Origin of the sequence: uncultured Flavobacterium sp., from assembly GCF_963922255.1 — a bacterium.
In the GTDB taxonomy this organism is placed as follows: Bacteria; Bacteroidota; Bacteroidia; order Flavobacteriales; family Flavobacteriaceae; genus Flavobacterium.
Map to the genome: position 1 here is coordinate 15,700 of NZ_CAWUIC010000001.1, position 19,257 is coordinate 34,956.

The window sequence follows — 19,257 nt, forward strand, 5'->3', positions numbered from 1 at the left end:
ATTCATCAACAAATGTTACCCAAAAAAAGCAGCAATCTTTTTACGATCACCAACTACCCAAACAATATCGTTTTTACTCAAAATAAAATTAGATTCTGGATTTAAAATTCTTCTTCCGTTATGTTCAACGCCAACAACTAGACCTTTTGTTTTTTCTCTTAATTCGGATTCTCTAATGGTTAGACCAATGAAATCTTGGTTTTCCAATTCAAATTGTTGCAAAATAATGTCTGAATCTTCTTCTTCGATGACTTTTACTTCATGTTTCTTCAAATAATCCCCAAATTCTTTGACTTGAGCGTCAGTTCCAATAACAAAAATTTCATCGCTTGGATATAGTTTTTCATACTTGGTTGGAACATTAATATGTAAATTTCCACGTTTAATGTAAGCGATATTTACACCAATATCTTCTCTAATTTTGATTTCTTCCAAAGGTCTTCCCACCAAATCAGATTCGGGAACAATTAGGAAATTTGCTAAGTGACCATCCCAAGGAGAAAGGTTATTACGATTAAGTTTCTTTACAGAAAGTTCTCTTTGATTATAATTTTTGACAAATCTATTTTCAATTTTCACATAAAGTCTGTTGATTTTTTTTGGAAAAACTAAAATCATAATAACAGCAACCACAAAGGCTAAAACAGCTGTTCCTGGTGAGAAGAAATTGTTTAACATCATTCCAATAAAGAATAAGCCAATAACGATTCTAATAAAGACTAAAACCGCAATAGGACCATAATGTTTTTTGTTTTTTAATAATTCTTGCACTTCGTTAGGTGCAATTCTTCGCAAGGATAAAGCCCATAAAAAAGGAGCAATAATTATGAATGTAATTATAGCAGTTACTACATTGCCATAACTATATTCGTCCATCAAAGGCATCAAAAAACGTTTAGACATTTGAATAATTGCAAGTAAAATAATCGAATGAATGGCTATTTGAAAAATATAATCTTTTATGACTTTCCTCCAAGTACTAACTGTTTTTATAGCTTGAGCATTGGCACTATAAATTTCAATTCGTTTAGCCCATCTTTTGGGTAGTTTCTTTTCAATAAAACCTGCAACTGGTGTGGAATATTTTATCATAAAAGGAGTTGTAAATGCAGTAACTGCAGAAACCGCAACAACAATAGGATACAAGAAATCACTAGTGACATTTAAAGAAGCTCCAAGGGTTGCAATAATAAATGAAAATTCACCTATTTGTGATAAACTCATTCCAGTTTGAACCGATTCTTTTAAGGGTTGCCCTGAAATTATGGTTCCAATAGTAGAAGTTATTGATTGACCAAAAACCGTTACTAATGTTAAAATCATTACTGGAAAAGCGTATTCTACCAATGTTTCTGGATTGATCAGCATTCCAACTGAAACAAAGAAAACGGCTCCAAATAAGTCTTTTACAGGTTTTACTAAATGTTCGATGTGTTCGGCTTCATTAGTTTCAGCTATAATGGAACCCATAATAAAAGCACCTAAAGCAGGAGAAAATCCAACACCAGCTGCGAAAATTACCATGAATAAACAAAGAGCTAATGAAATTATCAAAAGCATTTCATCAGTAAATAAAGGTTTTAATTTTCTTAATAAAGTAGGAATAAAAAAGATTCCTGAAACAAACCAAATGATTAAAAAGAAAGCTAATTTAAATAACGATTGAATTAATTCAGCACCAGAAAATTGTTGACTCACTGCAATAGTTGACAATAAAACCATCATTAAAATGGCTACAATATCTTGAACAATTAAGGCTCCAATTACATTTCCTGTAAATTTTTGGGACTTTACACCTAATTCATCAAAAGCTTTTAAAATAATTGTGGTAGATGATATTGATAAAATTACACCTAAAAAAATAGAGTTCATTTCATTCCAACCCATAAATTTTCCAGCATAGTACCCAATAATTATCATCGAAACAATTTGCGTCAAAGCAGTTATGGATGCTGTTCCTCCAACTTTTAGTAATTTTTTGAAACTAAATTCGAGTCCTAGACTAAATAAAAGAAATATTACTCCAATTTCTGCCCAAACAGTAATGCTATTTGTGTCTTTTACTGTTGGGAAAAATGAAAAATGTGAACTAGCTAAAAATCCAGCTACTAAATATCCTAATACTAAAGGTTGTTTTAACTTTCTGAAAATCAAAACTGCAACAGCTGCTGTAATTAGGATTAGTCCTAAATCATTTATCAAGTTTGGAATATGAACAGTAGTTGTCGCAACTAATGGTATTAGCATAAAGTTTTTTTCTAAAGTTATGTATTAGCTTAAATATCTACAATATTTTTTAAATATAATTAACTTTTTTCAATAAAAAAATCCTGTTATTCATTTGACAGGATTTTAAATATTTTAATTTAAATGAACTTATATTCCTAAATAATTACTTGGTGTAATTTGTTTTAATTCAATTTTAATTTCATCTGAAATCTTCAACGTTTCAATAAAAGCATGAATTGATTCTTTATTGATAACCGTATTAGTTCTAGTTAAGTCTTTCAAAGCTTCGTAAGGATTTGGATAGCCTTCACGTCTTAAAATGGTTTGAATAGCTTCAGCTACAACTGCCCAATTTTTCTCTAAATCTTCAGTAAATTTGTCTTCGTTCAACAATAATTTATTTAATCCTTTCAAAGTCGCTTCAAAAGCAATTAAAGTATGACCGATTGGCACACCAACATTTCTTAAAACTGTACTATCAGTCAAATCACGTTGCAAACGAGAAACTGGTAATTTAGCTGAAAGATGTTCGAAAATGGCATTTGCAATACCTAAATTTCCTTCACTATTTTCAAAATCTATTGGGTTGACTTTATGTGGCATCGCTGAAGAACCAATTTCACCAGCTTTTATTTTTTGTTTAAAATAGTCCATTGAAACATAAGTCCAAATATCTCTGTCTAAATCTAAAATAATATTATTGATTCGTTTCAAACCATCAAAAAAGGCAGCAAAATGATCGTAATGTTCAATTTGAGTTGTTGGAAATGAATGATGTAATCCCAAAGCATTTTCTACAAAATCAGTTCCAAATTGTTTCCAATCTTGGTTTGGATAAGCTACTTTGTGAGCGTTATAATTTCCTGTTGCACCACCAAATTTAGCAGCAAAAGGTACGTTGAATAATTGACGCATTTGCTCTTCAATGCGCTCCACAAAAACTAAAATTTCTTTACCTAAGCGAGTAGGAGAGGCTGGTTGTCCGTGCGTTCTTGCTAACATTGGAATGTCTTTCCATTCCACACTTAGTTCTTTTAATTTTTGTACTAATGCAACAAGAGTTGGTAAATAACAATCTTCAAAAGCTTCTTTTGTAGAAAGGGGAATCGCAGTGTTGTTAATATCTTGAGAAGTCAAACCAAAATGGATGAATTCTTTGTAAGCTTCTAATCCTAAAGCATCAAATTTACTTTTGATGAAATATTCAACCGCTTTTACATCGTGGTTTGTGGTTTTTTCGGTTTCTTTAATCCAAAGTGCATCTTCTGTACTGAAGTTTTTGTATAAATCACGTAAAGCTGCATATTTTTTAACATCTACAGTTTCTAATTGAGGCAAAGGCAATTCGCACAAAGCAATAAAATATTCCACTTCAACTAAAACTCTATATTTTATAAGAGCTTCTTCCGAAAAATAAGGAGCTAATGATTTTGTTTTGTTTCTATAACGACCGTCAATTGGTGAAATAGCGTTTAATTCAGTAAGATTTTGCATTTTGTTGTGTGTTGTGTTTTAAAGAAATGCAAATTTAGTGATTAGTGATTAGTTATCAGTAATTAGTTTAAAACTTTTTATAAATAGTTTGCAAAGTATTTATTGAGTAAACTCAAAACCTTCTAATTTAATTTTTAATGTATCGGTAATTTTTTTTGAGGGATTAACTATTATGGATTCAGGATAATTTTCATTAAATTTTGCTTCGTAAAAAGCATTTATTTCTAGATTATTTATCAAATTAGTTTCTTCTTCTGAATTCAAAATAGAATATTTAATTCCAGAGCTTAAAGTTTCAATATATTTTCCTTTAAAATAATATCCAAAGTAAAAGTGAGTCGTTTTAGGTTTGCTCTTTTTTTTAATAAATTTTACAATGATATCTTTTCCATCATTTTTAATTTTTTCTTGAATTAAATATCCACGAATTCCCAATATAGTAAATAAAGTCACAAAAAAAATAATATAATAATGACCAAATTTTAATTTTTTCATTTTTCTAAATCTGTTTTATAACTTGAAATAAACTTTAATTATCAGTTATATAAGTCTTCTAAACTCCTCACGAACAATTTTCATTCCTTCAGTTGCAGAAAGCGGAATTACTTTTAATGGATTGTCTAAATCATAAATAGTAGCCGGTTTTGGATCAATATAATACACTAAAACATCTTCGTTTACGTAGTTAATCAAACCAGCTGCAGGATACACTTGTAAAGACGTTCCGATAACTAATAAATAATCAGCATTTTCAATTTCTATCATTGCTCTTTCCATTTCTGGAACTTCTTCTCCAAACCAAACAATGTGAGGTCTTAATTGAATATTGTTTGCATCTAAATCACCTAAATGAATGTCTTTTTTCGAATCTATTATTGAATTGACATCTTTTTCATTTCTGGCTTTTAATAATTCTCCATGCAGATGTATAACTTTTGAACTACCAGCTCGTTCATGTAAATCATCTACGTTTTGAGTGATTATGGTTACATCAAAATCGGTTTCCATTTCAGCTAAAATAGTGTGAGCTAAATTGGGTTGTACTTCGAAAAGTTGTTTTCTTCGTTTGTTGTAAAAATCTAAAACCAATTCAGGATTATTTTGATAACCAACAGGTGATGCTACTTCCATGATGTCATGACCTTCCCACAAACCGTCAGCATCTCTGAAGGTTTTGATACCACTTTCAGCACTTATACCAGCTCCAGTGAGTACAACTACTTTTTTCATATTAATTTCCGTGAAAATTTTAATCTTTTGTTTTTACCTTATCAAATATAAAAAAATCTCTCAAAATAAATAAGATTATGATGAGAGATTGTAAATAAATCTATTAAAAGTTTTAAACTTTACCTAAAGTATATAATTGTTCTAATGTTGGAGAAACACTACCACCAGCAGGTTCTAATGTAATTCCGAAAGCTTCAGCATCTTGTGCATTATCTACTTTGAAAACCTTTGTGTTATCAACAGTAAAATTATCTAAAACTCCAATACTTGTAGGTGTTAAAGGACTAAGTTTTAAAGCCCAAACTTGATATACTTTTCCTTTTGGAGGCGTTGGTAAACCTGCAACGTCAACATATACTTCTTTGGTAACTTTGTTGTAATACGCTTTTGCATAGGATTCAGGTGAAACAGCTTGTCCTGCAAGTGCCACCGCTTGGTTATTGTTATCTCTAACGATTGCCAATACGGTTTCTGCTTCTTTTTTCTTCAATTCTAAATCAACTATAGATTCTTGCATAGCTGATTTTTCGCTGCCTAATTTGTCTATCACTTGATTGGATTCGTTTAGTTTATTGAACTGTAGACCAAATCCAACTACAAGTACAGCAGCGGCTGCCCATCCAACATATGATGACCAACTTGATTTAGATTTCATTTCAATTACTTTTCGTTTTTCTAAGATCTGATTTCTAATCTTCTCATAATTAATTGCCGATAACCTTGGAGCAACACTTTGTGATAAATTAATTACAGCATCTTCTATTGCTACAACTTCCTGTCTAATGATAGGATGTTCAGCCATCATTTGTTGGACTTCTTGATTTTCTGCTTCTGAAAGTTTTCCAAAAACATATAATTCTAAGATTCCTGATTCTATATACTCTTTACTAGTCATGGATCATTTTTCTTAATTCGTTCATACAATTTCTATTGTTCGTCTTCACTGTTCCTAAAGGCATTTCTAATTCGTCTGACGCTTCTTGTTGGGTATAGCCCTTGAAGAATAATAGATCTATTATTTGAATGCATTTTGGTTTTAGCTTCATGATAAACTCTTTAATACCAATTGCATCGATTCTGTTGGTAGTTTTTGAGCTATCTTCAAGCACATGTACGAAATTATCGGCAGATAAGTTTTTTTGACTATTGTTAAAGTTTTTAGAACGAAGCTTATCAATGGATGAATTTCTAGCAATATTAAGCATCCATGTATATAATCGTCCTTTAGATTCGTTATAAGAATCTATGTTTTTCCAGATTTTAACAAATACTTCTTGCAGCACATCTTCGGCTTCTTCAGTGTTTCTAATAAGATTATAAATAACTCCATAAAGACTTTTTGAGTAATTGTCATATAATAGAGTAAAAGACTTGTCGTCTTTTTTAAGCAATTCTTTTATTAATTCTTCTTGTTCCATATTGGTAAAAGTAATAAAAAAAACAAAGAGTTAATTTTTTTTTTCTTTTTTTAAAACCAAAAAGTTATTTCTCTCGTAACTGTAGTTATAAATCAATTGTAGATGTTTTCAAATACATTTAAAATTGATTCATAAATATTAATTAATAATTTAAAAACTAACAAAATGAAAAAATCAAAAATTTTATTAGGGTTGGCTTTAACAGGAGTTTTAGCTATTACTTTAATTGCAGCGGATCACATTGATGCTCCGGCTGTTGCAGGAGGAAAATCAGACATTACTGATTTTTATGCTTTTCAAGGTTCTAATACAAACAATATGGTGTTTGTAGCAAATGTTCAAGGTTTGATTGCTCCAGGCTCTACTGCAGCAGCAACATTTGATGAAAATGTTTTAATTGAATTCAACATTGATAATAACGGAGACAATGTTGAAGATTTGGTGATTCAAGCAATTCCTAGAAATGGAAAAATGTATTTCTTTGGACCTGTTGCACCTTTAGCTCCAGGTACTCAAAGTTTTGTTAAAACTCAGAATCCTTTGGGTAGTGTTGATATCACTGAATATGGTAGCTCAGCAGTAATTTCAACTCAAAACGGAGCAAGTATGTTTGCAGGACCTAGAGATGATCCTTTCTTTTTCGACTTTGGTCAATATTCTGCTATCATTGGAGGAACAGCGACTTCATTTAATAATCCAGGTACTGATACTTTTGCTGGAACTAATGTTATGTCTGTTGTAGTTGAGGTTCCAAAATCTTCTTTAGGAGGTTCGGGAACATTAAATACTTGGGTTGAAACTAAGAAAAAATAAATTTTTAAAAACTTAAAACAATATTATTATGAAATCAATAAAAAACAAATTAGTAATAGCTGCTGCATTAGTTGCGCTTCTATTTGTAGGATGTAATGCTGAAGAAGAAACAACAACTGTAGTTAAATCAGATGTCTTAGATTTTAGTGGAGCTTACACGCAACAAGATCAAATGGGTAGACCAGCTATCAATACAGTGTTTGTAAATTCTGGAAGTAAAGACAATTTTAACACAACAGTTCCTTCTGCTATGGGATCTAGTTTTCAATCCGCTTTTCAATCTAAATTATTAGCATTAAATGCAGGATATACAACAAATTTATTAGGTTTAGATGCTCAAACGTTCACAACTGTTTTAGCAACTGATGTATTAAATGTTTCTACAACAGCTCCAACAACTTTTTATGATGGAACAAATGTATTAACAGGTAGAGCTTTGGCAGATGATGTTATCGATGTAGAATTAATTCTAATTTTTGGTGGACCAAATGCTACTCAAAACCCTGGATTAACTTCTGATAATGTAAGTTCAAATGATAAAGCGTTTTTAGCGTCTTTCCCATACTTAGCATCTCCTTGGTAGAAATTGCCTTTTTTAAAAGAGCGTAGTTTTTAATTACGCTCTTTTAATTTTAAACAAAACAAAACTAATAAATCCTACATAATTATGAAATCTAACAAAATAAAAAAACTACTCCTATTTTTAATTGTTCCCTTAATGTTTTTTAATTGCACATCTAAAAAATCAAATAAGGTTACCAATAAAGAAGATTACAAAGCTTATTTAGAAGTAAATGACAATAAAAAAATACAAGATATTAATAAAGAAATCGAATTTTGGCAAACGAAATTTGATGCTGCACCAAACCAGTCTTCTTATTTAATCACATTAGCTGCTCAATATTCTCAATTATTTGAAATCACAGGAAAGATTGATGATTTGTACAAAGCTGAAAAACTATTATTGGAAGCTAATGAAAAATTTGTTGAAGAAAATGCTGGAATTCACAGAGCTATTGCTCGTAATTATATTTCGCAACACCGTTTTAAAGAAGCTTTAACACATTTAGAAAAAGCAGATGAATTAGGTGAAAATAAAATAGGAACTCAAAAGATGCTTTTTGATGTTCATATGGAATTAGGAAATTATGATTTAGCAAAGGAAAAGCTTACAGTTATTCAAAACCCTAATGATTTTGATTACCTTATCAGATTAGCAAAATGGAATGATCACAAAGGTGATTTGGATACAGCGATTTCAAGCATGGAAAAAGCTCTAAAGATTGCTGAAGATGAAAAAAATAAAGAATTAAAAATATGGGTTTATTCTAATATTGGAGATTTTTACGGACATGCAGGAAGAATTGAAGACTCATACAAATATTATCTAAAAACTTTAGAAGAAGATAATCACAACACTTATGCTCTAAAAGGCATTGCTTGGATTTCATTTTCACACGAAAGAAATTCTGAACAAGCTTTAGAAATAATAAATAATATTGAATCAAAACATTTAGTACCAGATTTATATTTATTAAAAGCTGAAATTGCAGAATTTCAAAATAATAAGGATGAAGAAACTAAAGCTATAAAAAAATATAACGAAATTTTAGCTTCTCATAATTATGGTGATATGTATAACAAATACAATGTTCTACTTATGGCAGAAAATCCTAAACAAGTTGATAATGCTATAAAAATTGCCCAAAAAGAAATTGAAAATAGACCAACACCAGAATCATATGATTTATTAGCTTGGAGCTATTTTAAAATGGGTGAAAAAGAAAAAGCTTTAGAAATCATTGAGAAACATACTATAGGAAAATCATTTGAACCTAATATTGTATATCATAACGCCGAAATACTAAAAGCAAATAATAAAACGGCAGAAATTGCCCCTATGAAAGAAGAATTATTAGCTAGTGTTTATGAATTAGGACCAGGTTTAGAAAACAAAATAAAAAACTTGTAAACTAACATCATGAAATTATATATAACAGTATTGCTGTTGTGTTGCTACTCAATAGTTTCAGCACAAATAGCGAAAGGAAAAATTATGGATTCTGATGAAAGTATTTTGAGTGAAGCTTACATCTTAAATCTGACAACAGATTCACATTCTCATACTAATGATTTAGGTGAATTTAGTATTGATAGAACTAATAATGGTGATGCTTTGCGAATTAGTAAATTAGGATATAAAACAATTGTTATTACTGTTGCAGATATTAATGAACCTTTATCAATTACACTTGAAGATGATATTATTCAATTAAATGAAGTGGTTTTAAGTACAGGAATAAACACTACCAATAACATTGCAAAAATTGATTTAATGACAAATCCAGTGAATTCCTCTCAAGAAATTCTTAGAAAGGTACCAGGTTTATTCATTGGTCAGCATGCTGGTGGTGGAAAAGCAGAACAAATATTTTTAAGAGGTTTTGATGTGGATCACGGAACAGATGTTGCATTAAGTGTGGATGGAATGCCAATTAATATGGTCTCTCATGCTCATGGACAAGGTTATTCAGATTTACACTTTATCATTCCAGAAACGGTTAACAAAATTGATTTTGGAAAAGGTCCTTACAAAGCCAATCAAGGAAATTTTGCTACAGCTGGTTATGTAGGTTTTCAAACTAAAGATAAATTAGACAACAACTCTATCACGTTAGAGGCTGGACAATTCAATACAACTCGTATGGTTGGACTTTTTAATCTTTTGGAAACTAATAAAAAACAAAACGCTTATATAGCTACAGAATATATTTTGACTGATGGTCCATTTGATTCACCTCAAAACTTTAACCGATTTAATGTTTTTGGAAAGTATAATGTGCAATTAGATAACTCGTCAAAATTGACCTTACAAGCTTCAAGATTTTCAAGCCGTTGGGATGCATCAGGACAAATTCCAAATCGTTTGGTTGAAAACGGAACAATTTCAAGATTTGGAGCAGTTGATGATACTGAAGGTGGTTTTACTAGTAGAACAAACTTCATCGTTTCTCATCAAAAATCAATAGATGAAAACACATTTGTGAAAACGAATGTTTTTTATTCAAAATATGATTTTACACTTTTTTCAAACTTTACCTTTTTCTTAGTTGATCCAATAAACGGTGACCAAATCAGACAAAAAGAAAGTCGAAATTTATATGGAGCGAATACTGAATTCAATAAAAAAATATTTTTAAACAATAGTGTTGTTTCTCTGCAAAGTGGAGTAGGGTTTAGAGCTGATGAAATTGATGGAATAGAATTATCTCGTACTTTAAATAGACAGGAAGTTCTTGAAAACATTCAGTTAGGTGATATTGATGAATCGAATATGTATGGATATTTTAATTCAGAATTTAAGTTCAATAAATTTAAAGTTGCACCAGCTATTCGTTTAGATTATTTTAAATTTAATTACCAGGATGCTTTAGCACCAATGTTTAAAACTTTATCCACTTCAGTAGTAAAAGCTTCAACAAAATTGAATGTGAGTTATTCACAGAATAATAATGTTGAATATTTTATTAAATCTGGATTCGGATTTCATTCAAACGATTCACGTGTAGCATTGCAAGAAGACAAAGAAGTAGTGCCAAGTGTTTTTGGAGTTGATGTTGGAAATGTATGGAAACCAACGAGTAATTTAATTATTAATACAGCTTTATGGACGTTATTTTCTCAACAAGAATTTGTTTATGTAGGTGATGCTGGAGTAGTAGAAGCTTCAGGAAAATCGAGAAGATATGGAGTTGATTTAGGTTTTAGATACCAATTAAGCGATTATGTTTTTGCTGATTTTGATGGAAATTATGCTTTCGCAAGAAGTGGTGAAGATTTTGAAGAATACATTCCTTTAGCACCAAAATTTTCATCTACAGGAGGAATTACTTTAAAAGATTACAAAGGATTTACAGCAGCGATCAAATATAGATATTTAGGAGATAGAGCAGCAAATGGAGATAATTCAGTTATTGCAAAAGGGTATTTTGTTTCCGATTTTAATGTAAATTATAAAATCAACAAATTTAATATTGGATTCGTTGTCGAAAATATTTTTAATACAAAATGGAACGAAACACAATTTTTAACTGAATCTAGGTTGCAAGATGAAGCACAACCAGTAGAGGAAATTCATTTTACACCTGGAACTCCTTTTTTTGCAAAAATAAAAATAGGGTATAATTTTTAATAATCGGTAGGATGATTATTATTGATTAGTTTTTATTTTGTTTGCGTCAGTTTAAGTAATGTTCATACATCTTAGGCTGACGTTTTTTTTGTAATAGAGTCTAATTAGCTATCTTTGCCAAAATGGAAAATTCAGACTTACTTACTTATCTTGAAGGGTTTCTTTCAGAAAATAGAAAACAACGTTTTTTAGATGTTTTATCGAAGAGAACTAAACACTTTACAATTGCGGTTGAAGATGTGTTTCAAATGCATAATACTAGTGCTGTAATGCGAAGTTGTGAAGTTTTTGGTATACAAGAATTAAATATTGTGGAACAGAAATTTGGTAAATCAATAGATAAGCAAATTGCCATGGGTGCTCAAAAATGGGTTGATATTATTGAACATCCTTCAAGTCAAGCTTGTATAGATAATTTAAGAGCAAAAGGCTATCAAATTATTGCAACAACTCCACACAATGATTCCTGTACGATTGAAAATTTTGATATTTCAAAACCTTCTGCTTTATTTTTTGGAACGGAAAAAGAAGGGCTTTCTGATGAGGTAATGCAACAAGCGGATGGTTATTTAAAAATTCCTATGGTTGGTTTTACCGAAAGTTTAAATATTTCTGTTTCTGCTGCCATTATCATTCAAGATATTACAAACAGATTAAGAAATTCTACTATTGATTGGAAATTATCAGAAGAAGAAATTTTTGAAAAAAGAATTGATTGGGCCAGAAAAACAATAAAAGACATTAAAAATGTTGAAGCTAGATTTTACGAAAATCTATAATCGTTTCAACATTTTATATTCTTCATAACAACCACTAATTGCATCAAGAATTTGCAAATCATTAGCTGAATTGATAAAATCTTTTGAATAATTACATTTTTCTAAAATTAAAGGAATATCATCTTTACTAATTTCTAATAAAGATGCTAATGTTTCTCTATCATATTTAGTAGCTAAAAGCTTTCTGATATCATCATTTGCTTTCATTTGCTTTAGCTTTTTCATCTCTTTAGATTTATTACTAAAGGTGTTATACAAGAAATCAGCTGGATTTAAAACAGACCTAACAACCCTTCCTAAAGCATTTGGAGAACGATCACCAACTTCATAATAAGCGAGTAAACCATTAATATTACTCCTATAATTATCATTTACAGGTATGATTTTAGTATCAACTTCAAGATAACCAGTAAGATTATATTGAGAAAGTTTAATTTCGTCTAATACATAAATCTTTTCTGTAAGTTTAATTTTGGTAGTATTGTTTTTTATCCAGTCATTGGTTATAACTGTTTTTACGGTTTCAAAACCTAGAAAAGTAAAAATAATAGTATCATTTACAACACCTTCAATTTCAAATTCACCACTACCATTTGTAACTGATCCTTTTACTTGAGTTGTATTTATAACATGCACATTTTTCATTGGAAGTGATGTCTCAATATTCACAACTGTTCCCTTAACTTTTTCAACATCAGCTATAGAATCCTTTTTAGTTTGAGAAAAACTAAAAGAAGTAATAAAAAGACATAAAAAAACTACAAAATACCTCATTTCTTAAATATTGATTCAAAAATACGAATCAATTAGAGATATTTTGCAGTTTTATAAGAAAATTAACTTATTTATTCGCTTCTTCTTGAGCGTTTAGCTTTTTCAAAGAACCCTTTTGATTCTCCACCAGAGCTTCTTCTTTCTCTTTTTGGTGCATCTGAAGATGATGATGTTCTTCTTCTTCTTTCTCCACCACCAGGACTAGCATTAGAATCTCTTTTAGTAAATGTTCTGCTTCCACCATCACGATTTCCTCTAAAACCACCAGAACTTCTATCGCTTCTTCCTCTACCGTTATGGTCTCTTCTTCCTGAGTTTCTAGAGCCACCATCGTTTTTAGAAATTTCAACGTTGATTCTTCTTCCATTCATGTCATAACCATTGATTACTGACATTACTTTGTCCATGTGTTCAGCATCTGTATTGAAGAATGAGAATCCTTCTTTTACATCAACTTTGAAAACATCATCTCTTCCTAAATCTAGGGTTTCTTTTAAGAAGTCTTTTAATTGCATCCAATCGAAATCATCTCTAGCTCCAATGTTGATAAAATATCTAACAGCATCACCAGCTTTAAATTCTCTTGGTTCAGAACTATTTCTTTCGCTTCTTTCACCAGAACCTGATAAATCGCGTTTCTTTTTATAGTATTCTAAAAATCTATTGAATTCTACAGAAACAATTTTTTTGATTAATTCGTCTTTATCTAAATCAGATAAAACATCATTAATAGCAGGTAAATAGTTATCAATTTCGTGATCAACCTCTGTGTCTTTGATTTTATTAGCTAAGTGTAATAATTGAATTTCACAAATTTCTATACCTGAAGGAATTGTTTTTTCTTCAAATTTTTGTTGGATGATTCTTTCAATAGCTGAAATTTTACGCAATTCACTTTTTGTGATAATTACGATAGAAGTACCCGTTTTTCCGGCACGACCAGTTCTTCCAGAACGGTGATTGTACGTTTCAATTTCATCAGGTAATTGATAATTTACAACGTGAGTAATATCATCAACGTCAATTCCACGAGCAGCAACATCAGTCGCAACAAGCATTTGAATTTGTCTTCCTCTAAAAGATTTCATTACACCATCACGTTGTGCTTGAGATAAATCTCCATGCAAAGCTGCAGCGTTGTAACCATCTTCAATTAACTTTTCAGCAACCGATTGTGTATCACGTTTTGTACGACAGAAAACTACAGAAAAGATATCTGGGTTTGAATCGGCTAAACGTTTTAAGGCTTCATATCTATCACGAGCATTTACTAAGTAAAATTCGTGAGAAACTGTTTTTGATCCTGAGTTTTTGTGTCCAACAGTAACTTCTGCTGGTTCTTTCATAAACTTTTTAGCAATACGAGCTACTTCAGCTGGCATTGTTGCAGAGAATAACCAAGTGTTTTTGTCTTCTGGAGTGTCAGATAATATAGAAACAATATCCTCATAGAATCCCATATTTAACATTTCATCAGCTTCATCTAAAACACAAATGTTTATGTTTTTAATGTTTACCAATCCACGATTGATCATGTCTTGCATTCTACCTGGAGTTGCTACAATTACTTGTGCTCCACGTTTAATTTCTCTGGCTTGTTCTGTGATGCTTGCACCACCATAAATTGCAACGGTATTTAAACCTTTGATGTATTTTGAATACAGTTTAATTTCGTTGGTAATTTGTAAACAAAGTTCACGTGTTGGAGATAAGATTAATGCTTGAGTGCTTCTGTCTTCAACATCTATTTTTTGAATTAGCGGAAAACCAAATGCTGCTGTTTTCCCTGTTCCTGTTTGTGCTAAAGCTACTAAGTCAGTGTTTTGTTCCAATAGTACTGGAATCGCTTTTTCTTGCACTTCTGACGGATTCTCAAATCCTAGATCCTTGATCGCCAGCAGTAACGATTCATTCAGACCTAATTGTTCAAATTTATTCATAAAGTATTTTAAATTGGGTGCAAAGGTACTGATTATAAGTGGTATATACTAATTATATCTAAAATGTTCAATTTCAGCTCTTTTTATGTTTAAAATTAAGTATTTCTATTCTTTGATGAAGTTAAATATTATCTATTTTTGTCGAGTTTTAATTAATTAAATTCAAAAAATGTTTGAAATTTTAGATGGTATTGGGGTTTTTGTTTTTAGTATTTCTGGAGTTTTGTCTGCTTTGAATAAGAAACTAGATGCTTTTGGTGTTATAATTATTGCTTTTGTAACTGCCCTTGGTGGAGGAACCTTACGTGATGTTTTAATTGGAAAAACTCCTGTGAGTTGGATGGAAAACTTGACTTATTTGTATATAATTGTATTAGCCTATTTTATTACTATTTTTTTTAAAAGACATTTAGAAAAATTGAGAATTTCTTTATTCTTATTTGATTCAATTGGGTTAGGTGTTTTTACTATAATTGGTATAGAAAAAGGAATTGAATTTGGTCTGCATCCTATAATCTGTATTATTTTAGGAACTATTACAGCTAGTTTTGGAGGCGTTATTAGAGATATTCTGTGTAATGAAATACCAGTAATATTTAGAAAAGAAATTTATGCAACTGTTTGTATAGCTGGTGGAATTTTGTTTTTTCTTCTAAAAAGAATTCACTTGAATCAAGATGTTTTGTATTTATTTACCTCTTTGTTTATGATTTCTTTTCGACTCTTAGCAGTAAAATACAAATGGTATTTACCTTCTTTATATGCAAAAGATTAAATCTTAGAGAGAAAATTAATAAGTTGTTTTACTGCAATTCCTCTATGGCTAATAATTGCTTTTTCTTCTATTGATAATTGTGCAAAAGTTCGAGTATCGTTTTCTGCAACAAAAATTGGGTCGTACCCAAAACCTTGATTTCCAATTTTTTCTTTGATGATATTTCCTTTTACAATTCCTGTAAAAAGATATTGGTTTTTGTTAATATTTAGTGCAATGACGGTTTTAAATTGCGCATTTCTATTGGTTTTGTTTTCCAAATTTGAAAGCAATTTATTCATGTTTTCATTGGCATTTTTTTGTTCTCCTGCATATCTTGCTGAATAAACTCCAGGTTCTCCATTTAAGGCTTCAACTTGTAGTCCAGTATCATCTGCAAAACAATCATAACCATATTTTTCGGTAACATAATTCGCTTTAAGAATTGCATTTCCTTCAATAGTTTCGGCTGTTTCTGGAATATCTTCTGTACACCCAATATCTTCTAAACTCAAAATAGTAATAGATTCAGGAAGCATTTGCTGAATTTCTTTGATCTTGTTTTTGTTGTTGGATGCGAAGACTAATTTCATAATTTTTAGTTTCAGAGTTTTTCTTTGGTTTCAGGTAGTTTCAAAAGTATTGGAATTTCCTAAAAAGTACAAAAGCCGATCTGGAGCGATCGACTTTCATGGTGAACGTGTAACCACATTGCTGTGTCGTTCGGTGCAAATATACGTTCATTATTTAATATATATCTAATTTTTTATTCTTTTTTTGCGTTAGTGATAGTAACGGCATCCTTTTGTAGTTTTCTTTTTTTTCTAAAAAAAAGGAAACTACAAAAGATATAGTGGATAGCACGTTGCAAAACAAACAGTTAGTGTTTTTAAATGTATTTTGATGTTTTGCAAACTCCCAAAAATAAATTATTATAATCTCTTTTTTATTCGTACTTTTGCCGGGTTTTTAAAACTATATTTAACATATTATGGTAAAAGATTTATTTGCAAGAATACAAGATAATAAAGGGCCATTAGGGAAATGGGCTTCACAAGCTGAAGGTTATTTCGTTTTTCCGAAATTAGAAGGAGAACTTGGACCAAGAATGACTTTTAAAGGAAAAGAAGTGCTTAACTGGTCAATCAATGACTATTTAGGTTTAGCTAATCATCCTGAAGTTAGAAAAGCAGATGCTGATGCAGCTCTAGAGTATGGTGCTGCTTATCCAATGGGTGCTAGAATGATGAGTGGGCACACTTCTATTCACGAACAATTGGAAAATGAATTGGCAGCTTTTGTACAAAAAGAATCAGCTTATTTGTTGAATTTTGGATACCAAGGAATTATGTCATGTATAGACGCTTTGGTAACAAAAAATGATATTATCGTTTATGATGTTGATGCACATGCATGTATTATAGATGGTGTTCGTTTGCACATGGGAAAACGTTTTACTTACAAGCATAATGACTTGGAAAGTATGGAAAAAAACTTACAACGTGCTACAAAAATGGCTACTGAGACTGGTGGAGGAATTTTATTCATCACAGAAGGTGTTTTTGGAATGCGTGGACAACAAGGTAAGTTGAAAGAGATTGTAGCTATGAAAGAAAAGTACAATTTCCGTTTGTTAGTTGATGATGCACATGGTTTTGGTACCCTAGGTAAAACAGGTGCTGGAGCAGGTGAGGAGCAAGGCTGTCAAGACGGAATTGATGTTTATTTTTCAACTTTTGCAAAGTCTATGGCAAGTATTGGAGCTTTCTTAGCGGCTGATAAAGATGTTATTGATTATTTAAAATATAATTTACGTTCTCAAATGTTTGCTAAGTCTTTACCAATGATTCAAACAATAGGAGCCATAAAACGTTTACAATTATTACGTGAAAATCCAGGTTTAAAAGATAAACTTTGGGAAAATGTTACTGCATTACAGAGCGGATTAAAAGAAAAAGGCTTTAATATTGGAGACACCAATACTTGTATTACACCAGTATATTTAGAAGGTTCTATTCCGGAAGCTATGATAATGGTTAACGATTTACGTGAAAATTATGGTATTTTCTTATCTATTGTTGTTTATCCTGTGATTCCAAAAGGTATAATTTTATTACGAATGATTCCTACTGCTTCACATACTTTAGAGGATATTAACGAAACTTTGTCTGCTTTTGAAGCAATTCGTGAAAAGTTAGTTAATGGAACTTATAAGCAAATTGCTGCTACTACTGTAGAAAATGTATAAAAGATGTTAAAATAATAATTATATAACTATAACTTTTAATGTTTAAAAAAAGTCTGTAAAATTTTTTTCAGACTTTTTTTTTTGGACTAATAATTTTATCTTTATGCCATAGACACTAATTTAAATAAGGACTCTACTAATTTAAATATAGTAACTATGGTTAAAAAAATTAACTTTTTTTGTTTTTCCTTTATTTTTGTTTTTACATTAATAGGAAATGCACAAGTTGGAATTGGAACAACAAATCCAAATGCAGCTTTAGACATTACATCAACTAATGATGGTCTTTTAATTCCTAGGGTAGCTTTGACTATTACAACAGCTGCTGCACCTTTAACAGCACCTTCAACTTCAGAAATGGTTTACAATACTGCTACTGTAGCGGATGTTACTCCAGGGTATTATTACTGGGATAGTGCTAAATGGGTTAGATTAGCTGTTGGACAAAACTGGTCCACAACAGGAAATGGAAATACGACTGCAGGAACTAACTTTTTAGGAACTACAAATGCTCAGGATTTAAGAATTAAGACAAATTCAACGGATAGGTGGAATATTTCCAATGCAAATAACGGGCAACTGCAATCGTATTCATTAGGTACTGAGGCATTACCTACATATTCTTACCAAGGTGATCAAAATACAGGTATTTTTAGTCCAAGTGCTGATGCGATTGGTGTTTCAACCAATGGTACAGAAAAACTACGAGTAGACAATAATGGTGTGGCAATTGGAGCAGGTACTCCAGACGCTAAATTACATGTTAAAGGAGTAGGTAATACCATTAGGGTTGATAATTTAAATAGTACAAATAACCCATCGAATAATAACACAGGTTTAGATTTATCTGTAGTATATGCAAATGCTACTGGAGATTTAGTTTTAGGAGGTACTTCTACTAAAACACTTGTAAATGCTTCAGGAGCTACTGCAATACCTCAAACAATTATATCTTCAAATGCTGATGGTGATATTGCTCAAGGTGTGCTCTACACTGGATCAATAACGTTAACTCGTAAAGCTATGGTGAGTATTAATTATCAAACATCGGTTCTTTTGACAACTAATAACGGAAGTAGAATTGATGATGGAAGACCTAGGTTGTATGGAGGATTAGTTAGAGTAAATGGCGTTGGTGCTTACGGATATTACGCTGGTAGCTACACTAATACTATAACGACAGGAACAGTTTACAACGGTTATTATAGTGTAAATGGAACTGCTTATGTCGAATTAGCAGCAGGAACACATAGTATAACTGTAATCGGTTTTGTTGCTGGAGGAATTGATGCTCTATTATTTGATGATGATGGAGTAAGAGGTACATTTGGAGGTCAAAGTTTTGAGAGTGTCCAAGTTATAGCAACTTATTGAGAATAAAATATT

17 protein-coding genes are annotated in these 19,257 nt (G+C 30.9%); 8 read left to right on the forward strand and 9 right to left on the reverse strand.

Annotated features, from left to right (window positions below; genetic code table 11):
* Nucleotides 1-15: 15 nt before the first annotated feature.
* The 6 genes from AABJ49_RS00075 to AABJ49_RS00100 all read right to left on the reverse strand — a co-directional run bounded on the left by AABJ49_RS00075 (nucleotide 16) and on the right by AABJ49_RS00100 (nucleotide 6,371).
* Nucleotides 16-2,247 carry a cation:proton antiporter gene (locus AABJ49_RS00075; protein ID WP_338374900.1) on the reverse strand — a complete coding sequence of 744 codons (2,232 nt, stop codon included), beginning with the start codon at nucleotides 2,245-2,247 and terminating at the stop codon, nucleotides 16-18.
* Nucleotides 2,248-2,376: 129 nt separating this feature from the next.
* Nucleotides 2,377-3,723, reverse strand: coding sequence for an adenylosuccinate lyase (gene purB, locus AABJ49_RS00080; protein ID WP_338374902.1), 1,347 nt, complete (start codon nucleotides 3,721-3,723; stop codon nucleotides 2,377-2,379).
* Nucleotides 3,724-3,822: 99 nt separating this feature from the next.
* Nucleotides 3,823-4,218, reverse strand: coding sequence for a hypothetical protein (locus tag AABJ49_RS00085; protein WP_338374903.1), 396 nt, complete (start codon nucleotides 4,216-4,218; stop codon nucleotides 3,823-3,825).
* Nucleotides 4,219-4,263: 45 nt separating this feature from the next.
* Nucleotides 4,264-4,953: an NAD-dependent deacylase gene (locus tag AABJ49_RS00090; RefSeq protein ID WP_338374905.1), complete on the reverse strand. Its 690-nt coding sequence runs from the start codon at nucleotides 4,951-4,953 to the stop codon at nucleotides 4,264-4,266.
* Between the two features lie 112 nt (nucleotides 4,954-5,065).
* Nucleotides 5,066-5,848, reverse strand: a complete 783-nt coding sequence (locus AABJ49_RS00095) for an anti-sigma factor (protein WP_338374908.1) — start codon at nucleotides 5,846-5,848, stop codon at nucleotides 5,066-5,068.
* Nucleotides 5,841-6,371 carry an RNA polymerase sigma factor gene (locus AABJ49_RS00100; protein ID WP_338374910.1) on the reverse strand — a complete coding sequence of 177 codons (531 nt, stop codon included), beginning with the start codon at nucleotides 6,369-6,371 and terminating at the stop codon, nucleotides 5,841-5,843. Before AABJ49_RS00100 ends, AABJ49_RS00095 begins: the two co-directional genes overlap by 8 nt.
* A gap of 165 nt (nucleotides 6,372-6,536) precedes the next feature.
* Between AABJ49_RS00100 and AABJ49_RS00105 the strand changes: the two genes are divergently transcribed.
* From AABJ49_RS00105 to AABJ49_RS00125, 5 genes are all read left to right on the forward strand, one after another.
* A complete protein-coding gene (locus AABJ49_RS00105) occupies nucleotides 6,537-7,184 on the forward strand; it encodes a DUF4331 family protein (RefSeq protein ID WP_338374912.1) in 648 nt (215 codons plus the stop codon).
* 28 nt (nucleotides 7,185-7,212) lie between these two features.
* Complete coding sequence (locus AABJ49_RS00110; protein ID WP_338374915.1) at nucleotides 7,213-7,767, forward strand: DUF4331 family protein; 555 nt, start codon at nucleotides 7,213-7,215, stop codon at nucleotides 7,765-7,767.
* An 84-nt stretch (nucleotides 7,768-7,851) separates the two neighbouring features.
* Nucleotides 7,852-9,156: a hypothetical protein gene (locus AABJ49_RS00115; RefSeq protein ID WP_338374917.1), complete on the forward strand. Its 1,305-nt coding sequence runs from the start codon at nucleotides 7,852-7,854 to the stop codon at nucleotides 9,154-9,156.
* Nucleotides 9,157-9,165: 9 nt separating this feature from the next.
* Nucleotides 9,166-11,376 carry a TonB-dependent receptor plug domain-containing protein gene (locus AABJ49_RS00120; RefSeq protein WP_338374918.1) on the forward strand — a complete coding sequence of 737 codons (2,211 nt, stop codon included), beginning with the start codon at nucleotides 9,166-9,168 and terminating at the stop codon, nucleotides 11,374-11,376.
* A 122-nt stretch (nucleotides 11,377-11,498) separates the two neighbouring features.
* Nucleotides 11,499-12,155 (forward strand): RNA methyltransferase, encoded by a 657-nt coding sequence (locus AABJ49_RS00125; RefSeq protein ID WP_338374919.1) that lies wholly within the window; start codon nucleotides 11,499-11,501, stop codon nucleotides 12,153-12,155.
* Here AABJ49_RS00125 and AABJ49_RS00130 read toward each other — a convergent pair.
* Entirely contained in the window at nucleotides 12,150-12,929 is a 780-nt protein-coding gene (locus AABJ49_RS00130) for a carboxypeptidase-like regulatory domain-containing protein (protein ID WP_338374920.1), read from the reverse strand. The genes AABJ49_RS00125 and AABJ49_RS00130 overlap by 6 nt on opposite strands.
* A gap of 71 nt (nucleotides 12,930-13,000) precedes the next feature.
* A complete protein-coding gene (locus tag AABJ49_RS00135; protein WP_338374921.1) occupies nucleotides 13,001-14,869 on the reverse strand; it encodes a DEAD/DEAH box helicase in 1,869 nt (622 codons plus the stop codon).
* Nucleotides 14,870-15,038: 169 nt separating this feature from the next.
* On the opposite strand from AABJ49_RS00135, the gene AABJ49_RS00140 reads away from it, so the two are divergent.
* Complete coding sequence (locus AABJ49_RS00140; RefSeq protein ID WP_338374923.1) at nucleotides 15,039-15,644, forward strand: trimeric intracellular cation channel family protein; 606 nt, start codon at nucleotides 15,039-15,041, stop codon at nucleotides 15,642-15,644.
* Here AABJ49_RS00140 and AABJ49_RS00145 read toward each other — a convergent pair.
* Complete coding sequence (locus tag AABJ49_RS00145) at nucleotides 15,641-16,216, reverse strand: non-canonical purine NTP diphosphatase (RefSeq protein ID WP_338374925.1); 576 nt, start codon at nucleotides 16,214-16,216, stop codon at nucleotides 15,641-15,643. The genes AABJ49_RS00140 and AABJ49_RS00145 overlap by 4 nt on opposite strands.
* A gap of 398 nt (nucleotides 16,217-16,614) precedes the next feature.
* Between AABJ49_RS00145 and AABJ49_RS00150 the strand changes: the two genes are divergently transcribed.
* Complete coding sequence (locus tag AABJ49_RS00150) at nucleotides 16,615-17,871, forward strand: pyridoxal phosphate-dependent aminotransferase family protein (protein ID WP_338374928.1); 1,257 nt, start codon at nucleotides 16,615-16,617, stop codon at nucleotides 17,869-17,871.
* A gap of 156 nt (nucleotides 17,872-18,027) precedes the next feature.
* Nucleotides 18,028-19,245 carry a hypothetical protein gene (locus AABJ49_RS00155; RefSeq protein WP_338374930.1) on the forward strand — a complete coding sequence of 406 codons (1,218 nt, stop codon included), beginning with the start codon at nucleotides 18,028-18,030 and terminating at the stop codon, nucleotides 19,243-19,245.
* Nucleotides 19,246-19,257 lie beyond the last annotated feature (12 nt).

Coding starts and splice junctions, on each gene's coding strand:
- AABJ49_RS00075 (WP_338374900.1), bottom strand. CDS start 2,247: ATGCTAATACCATTAGTTGCGACAACTACTGTTCATATTCCAAACTTG.
- purB (WP_338374902.1), bottom strand. CDS start 3,723: ATGCAAAATCTTACTGAATTAAACGCTATTTCACCAATTGACGGTCGT.
- AABJ49_RS00085 (WP_338374903.1), bottom strand. CDS start 4,218: ATGAAAAAATTAAAATTTGGTCATTATTATATTATTTTTTTTGTGACT.
- AABJ49_RS00090 (WP_338374905.1), bottom strand. CDS start 4,953: ATGAAAAAAGTAGTTGTACTCACTGGAGCTGGTATAAGTGCTGAAAGT.
- AABJ49_RS00095 (WP_338374908.1), bottom strand. CDS start 5,848: ATGACTAGTAAAGAGTATATAGAATCAGGAATCTTAGAATTATATGTT.
- AABJ49_RS00100 (WP_338374910.1), bottom strand. CDS start 6,371: ATGGAACAAGAAGAATTAATAAAAGAATTGCTTAAAAAAGACGACAAG.
- AABJ49_RS00105 (WP_338374912.1), top strand. CDS start 6,537: ATGAAAAAATCAAAAATTTTATTAGGGTTGGCTTTAACAGGAGTTTTA.
- AABJ49_RS00110 (WP_338374915.1), top strand. CDS start 7,213: ATGAAATCAATAAAAAACAAATTAGTAATAGCTGCTGCATTAGTTGCG.
- AABJ49_RS00115 (WP_338374917.1), top strand. CDS start 7,852: ATGAAATCTAACAAAATAAAAAAACTACTCCTATTTTTAATTGTTCCC.
- AABJ49_RS00120 (WP_338374918.1), top strand. CDS start 9,166: ATGAAATTATATATAACAGTATTGCTGTTGTGTTGCTACTCAATAGTT.
- AABJ49_RS00125 (WP_338374919.1), top strand. CDS start 11,499: ATGGAAAATTCAGACTTACTTACTTATCTTGAAGGGTTTCTTTCAGAA.
- AABJ49_RS00130 (WP_338374920.1), bottom strand. CDS start 12,929: ATGAGGTATTTTGTAGTTTTTTTATGTCTTTTTATTACTTCTTTTAGT.
- AABJ49_RS00135 (WP_338374921.1), bottom strand. CDS start 14,869: ATGAATAAATTTGAACAATTAGGTCTGAATGAATCGTTACTGCTGGCG.
- AABJ49_RS00140 (WP_338374923.1), top strand. CDS start 15,039: ATGTTTGAAATTTTAGATGGTATTGGGGTTTTTGTTTTTAGTATTTCT.
- AABJ49_RS00145 (WP_338374925.1), bottom strand. CDS start 16,216: ATGAAATTAGTCTTCGCATCCAACAACAAAAACAAGATCAAAGAAATT.
- AABJ49_RS00150 (WP_338374928.1), top strand. CDS start 16,615: ATGGTAAAAGATTTATTTGCAAGAATACAAGATAATAAAGGGCCATTA.
- AABJ49_RS00155 (WP_338374930.1), top strand. CDS start 18,028: ATGGTTAAAAAAATTAACTTTTTTTGTTTTTCCTTTATTTTTGTTTTT.